Raw genomic sequence first — 12,339 nt, 5'->3', positions numbered from 1 at the left:
AACAAATCATTTTAATTTGATAAAGTTAAAGAAACTTGAAATTTTTAATGATCCTATTTACGGATTTATTAACATTCCTACGCCTTTAGTTTTTAGTTTGATTGCTGAACCTAGCTTTCAACGCTTACGTAGAATATCTCAAATGGGCATGTCTTATTTGGTATATCCGGGGGCACACCATACGCGTTTTCATCATGCTTTAGGGTGTATGCATCTTATGCAACAAGCAGTACAGATTCTTCGAATAAAAGACATTGATATTTCTGAAAAAGAAGAGGAAGGCTTGCTTTGTGCTATTTTATTGCATGATATTGGTCACGGTCCTTTTTCGCATGCTATGGAACATAGTATTGTTGAAGGGGTGAGTCATGAATATATTTCGCTACAATTCATGGAATCTTTGAATGAAAAATTTAAAGGTAAACTAGAGACAGCTATTGCTATTTTTAAAGGGGAGCATCCTAAGAAATTTTTAAATCAATTGGTTTCTAGTCAATTAGATATAGATCGTTTAGATTATTTAAAGCGAGATAGCTTTTACACGGGTGTTGCGGAAGGTAACATTAATTCAGAACGTTTAATTACCATGTTGAATGTAGTAGATAACGAGCTTGTAGTAGAACGAAAAGGGATTTATTCTGTGGAGAAGTTTCTCATGGCTCGGAGGTTTATGTATTGGCAGGTATATTTACATAAAACAGGTTTAGTGGCAGAACAGCTACTTATAAGTATTTTAAAAAGAGCAAAAGAGCTGTTAGCAAGAGGGGAGAAGTTAGCATGTAGCGATGCGCTTATGTTTTTTATGACGAATAAAATAGGTAAAGATGATTTCACCGCATCAAATTTAAATCGTTTTGCTTCGCTAGATGATGTAGATATTTTATCTGCAATTAAACAATGGCAGAATTCGTCAGATTTTACGCTCTCTAAACTTTCTGAAATGATTTTAAATAGGGAATTATTGCAGATTAAGATAAAAAATAAGCCCATCAGCCTTAAAAAATTAGCGAAACAACGTGCTATTTTTATGAAAGAATACCAGTTGAATGAGCAAGATGTAAATTATTTTGTATACTCTGGAATCGTTCAAAATCAGACCTATGATTCTAAAAAACAAAATATTAAAATATTAAATGATAATGGAAAAGTTACTGATGTTGTAAAGGCTTCTGATCAATTAAATTTGAAAACAGTTTCTAAAATTACCACCAAGTATTATATCTGTTATCCTAAACTTACTGTTTAACTATTTTTGTTACTTTTGCCTTTATGAAATTTACAGCTAGTCAAATTGCGGGTATTTTGGAAGGAGAACTGGAAGGTAATCCTGATATCGCGGTTGATAAATTGGCTAAAATAGAGGAAGGAGAGCAAGGATCTCTTACTTTTTTAGCAAATCCGAAATACACACAACATATATATACTACCAAATCTTCTATAACTATAGTGAATAAAGATTTTGTAGCAGAACATGATTTATCAACTACACTCATTAAAGTAGATGATGCCTATGAGTCATTTTCGAAATTATTAGAATATTACAATCAAGTAAAAAATAATAAAACGGGTATTGAGAGTCCGTCATTTATTGCTGCATCTACTACCTACGGAGAAGATTGCTATATAGGTGCTTTTGCTTATATTGGAGAAAATGTAGTACTAGGCGATAAGGTGAAAATATATCCCAATGTTTATGTTGGAGACAATGTGCGCTTAGGAGATAATGTTATTGTTTTCGCAGGGGCTAAAATTTACTCAGAATCTGTAATTGGTAATAATTGCGTGATTCATAGTGGGGTTATTGTGGGTTCAGACGGATTTGGATTTACGCCAAATGCGGAGGGCGAATATAAAAAAGTGCCGCAAACAGGTAATGTTATTATTGAAGATAATGTTGATATAGGTGCCGGGACTACCATAGATAGAGCTACCTTAGGGTCTACCATAATTAGAAAAGGCGTAAAATTAGATAACCAAATACAAATTGCTCACAATGTGGAAATTGGAGAGCATACTGTAATTGCTGCACAAACTGGCGTTGCTGGTTCTACGAAGATAGGTAAACACTGTATGATTGGTGGTCAAGTAGGTATTGTAGGTCATATCACCATAGGAGATAATGTGCGTATACAAGCGCAATCTGGTATTGGAAGAAATATAAAAACTGGAGAAGTGATACAAGGTTCTCCTGCTTTAACATATGGCGATTATAACAAGTCTTATGTACATTTTAAAAATTTACCGAAGATTATTAATAGGATTAACGAAATAGAAAAAAAGATTGGCCGTGAGCAATAAACAACGAACAATTGGCAAAGAAGTTACTTTATCTGGTGTAGGATTGCATACAGGAGAGAACGTTACAATGAAATTGGTACCTGCGCCTGAAAATCATGGGTATGCCTTTAAACGAACAGATTTAGAAGGAGAACCTATTATTGAGGCAGATGCAGCTTATGTTGTAAATACTCAGAGAGGGACCAATTTAGAAAAAAGAGGCGTTAAAATTCAAACATCAGAACATGTTCTTGCAGCATTAGTAGGGTTAGAGATTGATAACGTTTTAATAGAGCTAAATGCTCCAGAACCACCGATAATGGATGGTTCTTCTAAATTTTTCGTAGAAGCTCTTGAAGAAGCAGGGATTGTTGAGCAAGAAGCTGAAAGAGAAATATACGTAGTTAAAGAAGTGATATCATACAAAGATGAAGCAACCGGTAGTGAAATTACGGTAATACCTTCAGACGATTATCAGATTACGACTATGGTAGATTTTGGGACCAAAGTATTAGGAACACAGAATGCTACTTTAGATAAGTTGTCAGATTTCAAAGCAGAAATTTCAGAGGCTAGAACGTTTAGTTTTCTACACGAATTGGAAATGCTTTTAGAGCACGGATTAATTAAAGGTGGAGATTTAAACAATGCTATAGTTTACGTAGATAAAGAGATTTCTGATGAAACGATGAAAAAGCTTGAAAAGGCTTTTAATAAAAAGAAGCTGTCTATTAAACCAAACGGAATTTTAGATAACTTAACATTGCATCATCCTAATGAAGCAGCGCGCCATAAATTGTTAGATGTTATAGGTGATGTAGCTTTGGCGGGTACGCGTATTCGTGGTAAAATTATAGCCAACAAGCCAGGTCATTTTGTAAATACACAATTTGCAAAAAAACTGTCGAAAATTATAAAATTAGAAAAGCGTAATAAAGTTCCTCAATATGATTTGAATCAGCCGCCATTGATGGATATTCATCAAATTATGGAAGTACTTCCTCATAGGCCTCCGTTCTTATTGATTGATAGAATTTTAGAGCTTTCTGATACGCATGTTGTGGGAATGAAAAACGTTACAATGAATGAGAATTTCTTTGTAGGTCATTTTCCAGGTGCACCAGTAATGCCAGGAGTTTTGCAAGTAGAAGCTATGGCGCAAACTGGAGGTATTTTAGTATTAAGTACGGTTCCAGATCCAGAAAATTACTTGACATTTTTCATGAAAATGGATAATGTGAAATTTAAACAAAAAGTACTTCCAGGGGATACATTGACTTTTCACTGTAGCCTTATTACGCCAATAAGAAGAGGTATTTGTCACATGCAAGCGTATGCTTATGCAAATAATAAGCTGGTGTGTGAAGCAGAATTAATGGCGCAAATAGCTAAAAAGAAATAGAATGAATCAACCACTGGCATATATTCATCCAGGAGCTAAAATCGCTAAGAACGTAGTTGTAGAACCTTTTACCACCATTCATAATAATGTTATTATTGGCGATGGTACGTGGATTGGTTCTAACGTAACGATAATGGAAGGCGCACGAATAGGTAAAAATTGTAATATTTTTCCCGGAGCGGTAATTTCAGCACCTCCTCAAGATTTAAAATATCAAGGAGAAGAAACTACGGTTATAATTGGTGACAATACCACAATTAGAGAATGTGCAACCATTCATAAAGGAACTTCAGACCGCATGAAAACGGTTATTGGAAAAAACTGTTTAATCATGGCTTATTGTCATGTTGCCCATGACTGTTTAGTAGGGGATAACTGTATTTTTTCTAATAATTCAACTTTAGCAGGGCATGTTACTATTGGAGATAATGTGATTCTTGCAGGACTAGTTGCAGTACATCAATTTGTATCTATAGGGCAGCATGCTTTTGTAACTGGTGGATCTTTAGTTCGGAAAGACGTTCCTCCATATGTAAAAGCTGCGCGTGAACCGCTTTCTTATGTAGGAATAAATTCGGTAGGGCTAAGAAGAAGAGGCTTTACCTCAGAAAAGATTAGAGAAGTGCAGAATATTTATAGAATTTTATACCAAAAAAACTATAATAATTCCCAAGCTGTTCAAATTATAGAAGCAGAAATGGAAGCTACTCCTGAGCGTGATGAAATTCTCCAATTTATTAGAGATTCTCAGCGTGGAATAATGAAAGGTTATTTTAGTAATAATTAACCTAACTTTCAATTTATAAAATAACATTAAAGCTTACTGATGATTTTTAGTTGATTAATTAGAAATCATCAGTAACAAATAGCATTATAATTATGGCGTCAACATCAGATATTAGAAAAGGACTTTGCATTCGTTACAACAACGATATTTTCAAAATTATTGAATTTTTACATGTAAAACCAGGGAAGGGACCTGCTTTTGTACGTACAAAATTGAAGAGTGTGACCACGGGTAAGGTTTTAGATAATACCTTTTCTGGAGGTAGTAAGATAGAGGATGTTCGTGTGGAAACACGCTCTTATCAGTATTTATATCCTGAAGGTCAGACGTATCATTTTATGAATACACAGGATTATAATCAAATAACCTTAGAAGAAAGTGCATTAGATGCGCCAGGCCTTTTAAAAGAAGGAGAAGTAGTTACTATTCTTTTTAATACAGAAGATAGCATGCCTTTGTCTGTAGATATGCCTGCTAGTGTTGTTTTAGAGGTTACGTATACGGAGCCAGGTGTAAAAGGAAATACGGCAACCAACGCTACAAAACCAGCAAAAGTAGAGACAGGAGCAGAGGTTAATGTTCCTTTATTTATTAATGAAGGTGATAAAATTAAAGTAGATACTGCTTCGGGTTCTTATATGGAACGTGTAAAAGAATAATTTTTAGAAATCAAGCATAGTTAAATGAAGTTTCCTATTTCTCATAGTTTGCAACAAATTGCGAGTATTATTCAGTCTGAATTTGTTGGCGATGCTGATTTTCAGGTTTTAGGAATGAATGAAATTCATGTGGTAGAACCAGGTGATATTGTTTTTGTAGATCATCCTAAATATTATGATAAGGCTTTAAATTCTAAGGCGACTACTATTTTAATCAATAAAAAAGTGGATTGCCCAGAAGGAAAAGCATTGTTGATTTCTGATGATCCTTTTCGTGATTTTAATAAGCTAACAGCTTTTTTTAAGCCTTTTGAGAAATCATCTAAGAATATAGCGCCATCAGCAAAAATAGGTAAGGATACAGTTATTCAGCCTAATGCTTTTGTGGGTAATAATGTGGTAATCGGAGCTAATTGTATCATTCATTCCAATGTATCTATTTATGACAATTGTGTAATTGGTAATAATGTTACGATCCATGCGGGCACTGTTTTAGGCTCAGATGCATTTTATTATAAAAATAGGCCAGAAGGTTTTGATAAGTTGCTTTCAGGTGGCCGAGTGGTGATTGAGGATAATGTTGATATTGGTGCGCTTTGTACTTTAGATAGGGGTGTTACCGGAGATACTACAGTTAAAAAAGGAACTAAGATAGATAACCAAGTGCATGTTGGTCATGATACCATTATTGGGGAGAAATGCCTAATAGCTTCGCAAACGGGAATTGCAGGTTGCGTGATCATAGAAGACGAAGTAACCTTATGGGGGCAAGTTGGAGTGATTAGTGCAATCACTATTGGAAAAAAAGCAGTAGTTTTAGCGCAATCAGGAATTTCTAAATCTCTTGAAGGAAACGCCACATACTTTGGTAGTCCGGCAGAAGAAGCACGTGAAAAAATGAAGCAAATGGCTTGGATTAAGCAAATTCCGCAAATAATAAAAAAATAGAAGCACAAATAAGCTAGCGAAATACTTTATAAATTGTTTTCAATGGCATATTTTTGCAATGCAATAAATTAATATAGATATAAAATGAGTGTTTTAGTCAATAAAGATTCCAAAATAATTGTACAAGGTTTTACTGGAAGTGAAGGTACCTTTCACGCAGGACAAATGATTGATTACGGTACGAACATCGTTGGTGGTGTTACTCCGGGTAAAGGTGGGCAAGAACATTTAGGGAAGCCAGTTTTTAATACTGTTCATGAAGCTGTTGAAAAAGTTGGAGCAGACACGACTATTATATTTGTTCCGCCAGCATTTGCTGCAGATGCAATTATGGAAGCTGCGAATGCAGGTATTAAAGTTATTATTACCATTACAGAAGGTATTCCTGTTGCAGATATGGTAAAAGCGTCTAACTATATTAAAAATATGGACTGTCGTTTAATCGGCCCTAACTGTCCAGGAGTTATTACTCCAGGTGAAGCTAAGGTGGGTATTATGCCAGGTTTTGTATTCAAAAAAGGTAATGTAGGTATTGTTTCTAAATCGGGAACATTAACATATGAAGCTGCTGATCAAGTAGTACGTCAAGGTTTAGGTATTACAACTGCTATTGGTATTGGTGGTGATCCAATTATTGGAACAACAACAAAAGAAGCTGTTGAAATGTTAATCAACGATCCTGAAACAGAATGTGTAGTGATGATTGGTGAAATTGGAGGTCAATTAGAACCAGATGCTGCTAAGTGGTATAAAGCTAGTGGAAGTAAAAAACCAGTTGTAGGTTTTATTGCTGGTGAAACTGCACCTGCAGGTAGAACCATGGGTCATGCTGGTGCCATCGTAGGTGGTAGTGACGATACCGCTCAAGCTAAAAAGCGTATCATGCGTGAGTGTGGTATTCACGTGGTAGATTCTCCTGCTGAGATTGGATTGAAAGTAAAAGAAGTATTGGGATAATTGTTTTACAATTAAATCAAGAACTATATAAAGATTTAAAAATCCCGTTTATGCTGAAATATTTTCAGTTTAAACGGGATTTTAGCTATCTATATATCAAACAAAAGTTATATTTGAATATCAACCGAACAAATTGAACAAAAATGAAGTTATTAGAAGGTAAAAACGTAATTATTACAGGTGCAAGTAGGGGTATAGGTACTGGTATTGCGCAGGTTTTTGCAGACCATGGAGCAAATGTGGCTTTTACATATAGCTCTAGTGAGGCACCAGCACTAGCATTAGAAAAAGAATTGACGGCTAAGGGAGTTAAAGCAAAAGCATATAAAAGTAATGCAGCAAGCTTTAGTGATTCAGAAGCTCTAGTAGCTCAGGTTTTAGAAGATTTTGATGGTACTATTGATGTGTTGATTAACAATGCTGGAATTACAAAAGATAACCTTCTAATGCGTATGTCTGAGGATGATTTTGATAAAGTAATTGAAATCAACTTAAAATCGGTATTTAACATGACAAAAGCGGTGCAACGTACTATGTTAAAGCAGCGTAAAGGTTCTATAATTAATATGAGTAGTGTGGTTGGTGTTAAAGGTAATGCGGGTCAGACAAATTACGCAGCTTCAAAAGCGGGTATGATTGGTTTTACTAAATCTATTGCTTTAGAATTAGGTTCTAGAAATATTCGCTGTAACGCAATTGCTCCAGGGTTTATCGAGACAGAGATGACCGATAAACTTGATGAAAAAGTGGTTCAAGGTTGGAGAGACGGTATTCCTCTGAAGAGAGGTGGTAGTCCAGAAGATATTGCCAATGCTTGTTTGTTTTTTGCTTCTGATTTGTCAGGGTACGTAACTGGGCAGGTGCTAAATGTTGATGGGGGAATGCTAACTTAGAAGTAGCGAAAATTATGCAAATTCAGACTATTCTATTAGTATTTTTAGCAGCATTTGTTGCTGTAGGAGTAGTCATTTTTCAATATTATTACAAAGTTAAAAAGAGAGGAAAACATATTGTTTTGCTCTCTTTTTTGCGTTTTACTGCATTATTTTCTCTTTTTATAGTGCTTATAAATCCAAAATTTAAAAAAGTAGATTATACCGTAGCGAAAGCTAATTTAGTAGTGGTTGCAGATAATTCTAGTTCTATGGCAAATAGTTCTGAGCAATTAAATGATTTTTTGGATAAAATAAAAAACAATAAAGATTTAGCAGAAAAATTTAAAATAGATTATTATCAATTCGGTAGCTCATTAGAAAACTTGGATACCCTTGATCTTTCTGAAAAAAAGACAGATATCGCAAAAGCCTTAAAAACGGTTGCTACGATTTACAACAATAAGAAAACTGTTGGGGTATTGCTTTCAGATGGTAATCAAACTATAGGTCAGGATTATGAATTTTATGGCAATAAGAGTAAAATTCCATTTTATTCGGTAGTTTTTGGAGACACTACGGCCTACGAAGATGTTAAAGTAAGTCAAGTAAATACCAATAAATTTGCCTTTTTAAAAAATAAATTTCCAATAGAGTCCTATGTCTCTTATGATGGAGAAAAGACGGTTACTCTGCCTGTTTTTATTGATGTAGATGGAAAAATTATTTTCAAGGAACAAGTGAGGTTTTCTAAATCAATCAAATCAAAAAGAATACATACGTTCATAAATGCCGATGCTGTGGGCATTAAAACTGTAGTTGTTGCTGTAGGTGATTTGGTTAATGAGAAAAATAAGATCAATAATAGTAAATCTGTGGCTGTTGAAGTAATTGATGAGAAAACCAAAGTAACTATTGTTTCTTCTATAGTGCATCCTGATTTGGGAGCTTTAAAAAAAGCGATTGAATCTAATGAGCAACGCCTGGTGACTATTGTAAAACCTAATGTTGATCAGAAAGTATTTGAGGATACTGATCTTTTTATATGCTATCAACCCACTAGTAGTTTTAAAGAAGTTTATGCCTTTATTGCGAAAAAAAATCGAAATCATTTTACCATTGTTGGCACTAAAACTGATCTTAATTTTTTAAATCAATCTAACTTAGATTTTACCATAGAAACGGGGTATCCTGTTGAAGAAGTTATCGGTAAGCTAAATGCTTCTTTTTCTAAATATGATATAGCTACCACAGATTTCGTTAATTACCCGCCTTTGACGAGTAATTCTGGAGCAATTAGTTTTAAAAGTACTTATGAGCCCTTAATGCAGATGAATATAAGAGGAGTAGATCTTGCCAATCCGCTTTTTGCTATTTCGGAAAACGAAAAACAGAAGACAGCAGTTTTATTAGGTGAAAACATTTGGAAATGGCGAATGCAAAATTATGTGAATCAAGAGAGTTTTGAAGATTTTGATACTTTCATAGGAAAGCTAACACTGTTTTTATCTAGTGATGCAAAAAGAGAGCAACTGTCAATCGATTATAAGTCGGTGTATGAAAATTTAGGCTTAGCAAAAGTAACGGCTACCTATTTTGATGAGACGTACGTGTTTGATCCCAAGGCTAATCTTTATATTGAAATTAATGGAGGGGTGAAAGTACCTATGCTTTTGAAAAATAATTATTTTGAAGCAGATTTAAGCGATTTAAAATCGGGAACTTATTCCTTTAAAGTGGGCGTGGTAGGGAAGTCGGTTTCTAAATCTGGCAAATTTACCGTATTAGATTATGATGTAGAGCAGCAGTTTTTTTCGTCGAATTATGCAAAAATGTCGAACTTCTCTGAGGCAACAACGGCTTCACTTTTCTATCCAGAACAAATACAAGAATTTATAACGCAGTTAGATTCGGATAAACGCTTTATGCCTACTCAAAAGAGCGTTGAAAATGTTGTATCTTTGATAGACTTTAAATTCCTTCTAGGGCTTATTATAATAGCACTTTCATTAGAATGGATCATCAGAAAATATAACGGATTAATTTAAATTAAATTCAAGTATGGATAAATTGCCAAAAATTGCATTACCTGCAGTCTTCGCATTAGTAGTTTTAATAATATTAATTTCAAAATCTACCGTCACGGTTGACTCAGGTCAGGCGGGTGTTTTGTACAAACAATTTCAAGGTGGTGTGGTTACAGATGAGCCACCATTAGGGGAGGGTTTTCATTTTGTAGCTCCATGGAATAAAGTGTTTATCTATGAGGTAAGGCAGCAGGAAGTGCTAGAAAAAATGAATGTTTTATCTAGTAATGGTTTGGATATTAAATTAGAAGCTTCGGCTTGGTTTGAGCCTGTTCGTAGTGAATTAGGGAAGTTGCACCAAGAAAAGGGAGAAGATTATATTCAAAGAGTTTTATTGCCTACGATACGTTCTGCTGCACGTTCTGTGGTAGGTCGTTACACACCAGAACAATTATATTCTAGTAAGCGTGATGCTATCCAACAAGAGATTTTTGATGAGACCAAGAAGATTGTAGAAGGAGAGTATATTCAACTTAATGAAATTTTAGTGCGCGATGTAACTTTGCCGCCAACCATTAAGGAAGCTATTGAACGTAAATTACGTCAGGAGCAAGAGTCTTTAGAATATGAATTTCGTTTAGTTACTGCTAAGAAAGAAGCTGAAAAAGTAACCATAGAAGCGCAGGGAAAGGCAGATGCCAACCGTATATTGAGTGCGTCGTTAAATGATCAAATTCTTAGAGATAAAGGTATAGATGCTACTTTAGAGCTTTCTAAATCACCAAACACTAAAGTTGTTGTTGTAGGTGGAGGAGAATCTGGATTACCTTTAATTTTGGGGAACAATTAATCTGTTAGTTTTTGAATAAAAACAAGAACAGTTGTTAAAAAAATAGATTTTTGTTTTTTAACACATAAAATAATTTTACTTTTACATCAGAATGAAAAATACAACTACACATCATCATCATTTTTATACTTGCTTTCAAGCGAGGTAGAAATGTATTGTAGTAGTGCAACATATTTTAAACCCGTTTGAGCAATCAAACGGGTTTTATTTTTAAACTTTTTTTGATTGCCAGACACAAACTAAAAAGAAAATGACAAAAATTAGAATTGCTATTCAAAAATCAGGTCGATTAAATGAGGAATCTATTGAGATTCTTAAAGATTGTGGTATCTCTATTGATAACGGTCGCGATCAATTAAAAGCGTCTTCTCGCAATTTTCCTATGGAAGTATTTTATTTGAGAAATGGAGATATTCCTCAATACTTAAGAGACGGGGTGGTAGATATCGCTATCATAGGTGAAAATGTGTTGATAGAAAAAGGAGAAGATATTTCTATTGCAGAAAAATTAGGTTTTTCAAAGTGTAAAGTGTCTTTAGCAGTGCCAAAGGCTGTAAAGTATACTTCTGTTCAAGATTTCCAAGGCAAACGAATTGCTACATCATACCCAAATACCGTTAAAAATTATTTAGCAGACAAAGGTGTTTCTGCAGATATTCACATTATTAACGGTTCTGTAGAGATTGCTCCTAATATTGGATTAGCAGATGCTATTTGTGATATCGTATCTAGTGGAAGTACCTTGTTTAAAAACAATTTGAAAGAAGTAGAGGTAATGTTAAAGAGTGAGGCTGTTTTGGCGGTTTCACCAAAAATAACTTCTGAGAGGAGAGAAATTCTTGAAAAATTACAATTCAGAATTCAGTCGGTATTACGAGCAAGACAATCTAAATATGTATTGTTGAATGCTCCGAATGATAAATTGCCAATGATTTTGGACTTATTACCAGGAATGCGTAGTCCTACAGTTTTGCCATTAGCAGAAGAAGGCTGGAGTTCTGTACACACGGTAATTAAGAAAGATTCTTTTTGGGAAGTTATAGACGAGTTGAAGCAGGCGGGCGCTGAAGGTATTCTAGTTTGCCCTATTGAGAAAATGGTTCTTTAAGAAAGCTCATGAAGGTTCATTTTGAATTAAAATTGATTCCTTATGAAGAAATGGAGTCGATTATCCCGCTGATAATTCAATTAAATTTAGGAAAATTACCGGAAGAAACATTGAAAAGCAGGTTAAAAGACATGCTTAAAATGGGAGGATATCAATGCATAGGTGTATATGATAATAATCAATTAATAGCCTGTTGCGGATTCTGGGTGTTAAACAAGTTATATGCAGGGAAACATCTAGAACCGGACAATGTTTTTGTAGAAACGAACTATAGAAGCGCAGGAGTTGGAGAATTAATGATGAATTGGTTGTTTGATTATGCTAAAAGCATTGATTGTGTTGGTGTAGAAGTGAATTGTTACCGGCACAATGAAAAAGGAAAAAAGTTCTGGGAGCGTCAAGGTTTTGAAGCTTTAGGATATCATATGATTAAGAAATTTGATTAGTATTTG

General features: G+C 34.5%; 12 protein-coding genes. All 12 read left to right on the top strand.

What is annotated here, in order from left to right:
* Positions 1-16: 16 nt before the first annotated feature.
* The 12 genes from M666_RS17215 (at position 17) to M666_RS17160 (ending at position 12,333) form a co-directional block, all read left to right on the top strand.
* Positions 17-1,246: an HD domain-containing protein gene (locus M666_RS17215; protein WP_029445185.1), complete on the top strand. Its 1,230-nt coding sequence runs from the start codon at positions 17-19 to the stop codon at positions 1,244-1,246.
* A 23-nt stretch (positions 1,247-1,269) separates the two neighbouring features.
* The gene (gene lpxD, locus M666_RS17210; RefSeq protein ID WP_029445186.1) at positions 1,270-2,298 is read left to right on the top strand and encodes a UDP-3-O-(3-hydroxymyristoyl)glucosamine N-acyltransferase; all 1,029 of its coding nucleotides are present in this window, start codon (positions 1,270-1,272) and stop codon (positions 2,296-2,298) included.
* Complete coding sequence (locus M666_RS17205; RefSeq protein WP_029445187.1) at positions 2,288-3,679, top strand: bifunctional UDP-3-O-[3-hydroxymyristoyl] N-acetylglucosamine deacetylase/3-hydroxyacyl-ACP dehydratase; 1,392 nt, start codon at positions 2,288-2,290, stop codon at positions 3,677-3,679. The genes lpxD and M666_RS17205 overlap by 11 nt, the downstream gene beginning before the upstream one ends.
* A gap of 1 nt (position 3,680) precedes the next feature.
* Complete coding sequence (gene lpxA, locus M666_RS17200; protein ID WP_024481237.1) at positions 3,681-4,466, top strand: acyl-ACP--UDP-N-acetylglucosamine O-acyltransferase; 786 nt, start codon at positions 3,681-3,683, stop codon at positions 4,464-4,466.
* Between the two features lie 92 nt (positions 4,467-4,558).
* A complete protein-coding gene (gene efp / locus M666_RS17195) occupies positions 4,559-5,125 on the top strand; it encodes an elongation factor P (protein ID WP_024481236.1) in 567 nt (188 codons plus the stop codon).
* A gap of 24 nt (positions 5,126-5,149) precedes the next feature.
* On the top strand, positions 5,150-6,073 hold the full coding sequence (locus tag M666_RS17190) for a UDP-3-O-(3-hydroxymyristoyl)glucosamine N-acyltransferase (protein ID WP_029445188.1): 924 nt from the start codon (positions 5,150-5,152) through the stop codon (positions 6,071-6,073).
* Positions 6,074-6,157: 84 nt separating this feature from the next.
* On the top strand, positions 6,158-7,030 hold the full coding sequence (gene sucD / locus M666_RS17185; RefSeq protein WP_024481234.1) for a succinate--CoA ligase subunit alpha: 873 nt from the start codon (positions 6,158-6,160) through the stop codon (positions 7,028-7,030).
* 143 nt (positions 7,031-7,173) lie between these two features.
* Entirely contained in the window at positions 7,174-7,923 is a 750-nt protein-coding gene (gene fabG, locus M666_RS17180) for a 3-oxoacyl-[acyl-carrier-protein] reductase (protein ID WP_024481233.1), read from the top strand.
* 14 nt (positions 7,924-7,937) lie between these two features.
* On the top strand, positions 7,938-9,950 hold the full coding sequence (locus M666_RS17175; RefSeq protein ID WP_029445189.1) for a VWA domain-containing protein: 2,013 nt from the start codon (positions 7,938-7,940) through the stop codon (positions 9,948-9,950).
* Positions 9,951-9,963: 13 nt separating this feature from the next.
* Positions 9,964-10,779, top strand: a complete 816-nt coding sequence (locus M666_RS17170) for a prohibitin family protein (protein ID WP_024481231.1) — start codon at positions 9,964-9,966, stop codon at positions 10,777-10,779.
* A 250-nt stretch (positions 10,780-11,029) separates the two neighbouring features.
* Positions 11,030-11,887, top strand: a complete 858-nt coding sequence (gene hisG, locus M666_RS17165; protein WP_029445190.1) for an ATP phosphoribosyltransferase — start codon at positions 11,030-11,032, stop codon at positions 11,885-11,887.
* Between the two features lie 8 nt (positions 11,888-11,895).
* Positions 11,896-12,333, top strand: a complete 438-nt coding sequence (locus tag M666_RS17160) for a GNAT family N-acetyltransferase (protein ID WP_029445191.1) — start codon at positions 11,896-11,898, stop codon at positions 12,331-12,333.
* Positions 12,334-12,339: the final 6 nt, after the last annotated feature.

It is taken from the genome of Cellulophaga baltica 18 (genome assembly GCF_000468615.2).
Lineage (GTDB): Bacteria > Bacteroidota > Bacteroidia > Flavobacteriales > Flavobacteriaceae > Cellulophaga > Cellulophaga baltica.
The sequence above is the reverse complement of the archived record's forward strand: the minus strand, read 5'-3'. Positions and strand labels throughout refer to the sequence as shown.

Coding starts and splice junctions, on each gene's coding strand:
- lpxD (WP_029445186.1), top strand. CDS start 1,270: ATGAAATTTACAGCTAGTCAAATTGCGGGTATTTTGGAAGGAGAACTG.
- lpxA (WP_024481237.1), top strand. CDS start 3,681: ATGAATCAACCACTGGCATATATTCATCCAGGAGCTAAAATCGCTAAG.
- efp (WP_024481236.1), top strand. CDS start 4,559: ATGGCGTCAACATCAGATATTAGAAAAGGACTTTGCATTCGTTACAAC.
- M666_RS17190 (WP_029445188.1), top strand. CDS start 5,150: ATGAAGTTTCCTATTTCTCATAGTTTGCAACAAATTGCGAGTATTATT.
- sucD (WP_024481234.1), top strand. CDS start 6,158: ATGAGTGTTTTAGTCAATAAAGATTCCAAAATAATTGTACAAGGTTTT.
- fabG (WP_024481233.1), top strand. CDS start 7,174: ATGAAGTTATTAGAAGGTAAAAACGTAATTATTACAGGTGCAAGTAGG.
- M666_RS17175 (WP_029445189.1), top strand. CDS start 7,938: ATGCAAATTCAGACTATTCTATTAGTATTTTTAGCAGCATTTGTTGCT.
- M666_RS17170 (WP_024481231.1), top strand. CDS start 9,964: ATGGATAAATTGCCAAAAATTGCATTACCTGCAGTCTTCGCATTAGTA.
- hisG (WP_029445190.1), top strand. CDS start 11,030: ATGACAAAAATTAGAATTGCTATTCAAAAATCAGGTCGATTAAATGAG.
- M666_RS17160 (WP_029445191.1), top strand. CDS start 11,896: ATGAAGGTTCATTTTGAATTAAAATTGATTCCTTATGAAGAAATGGAG.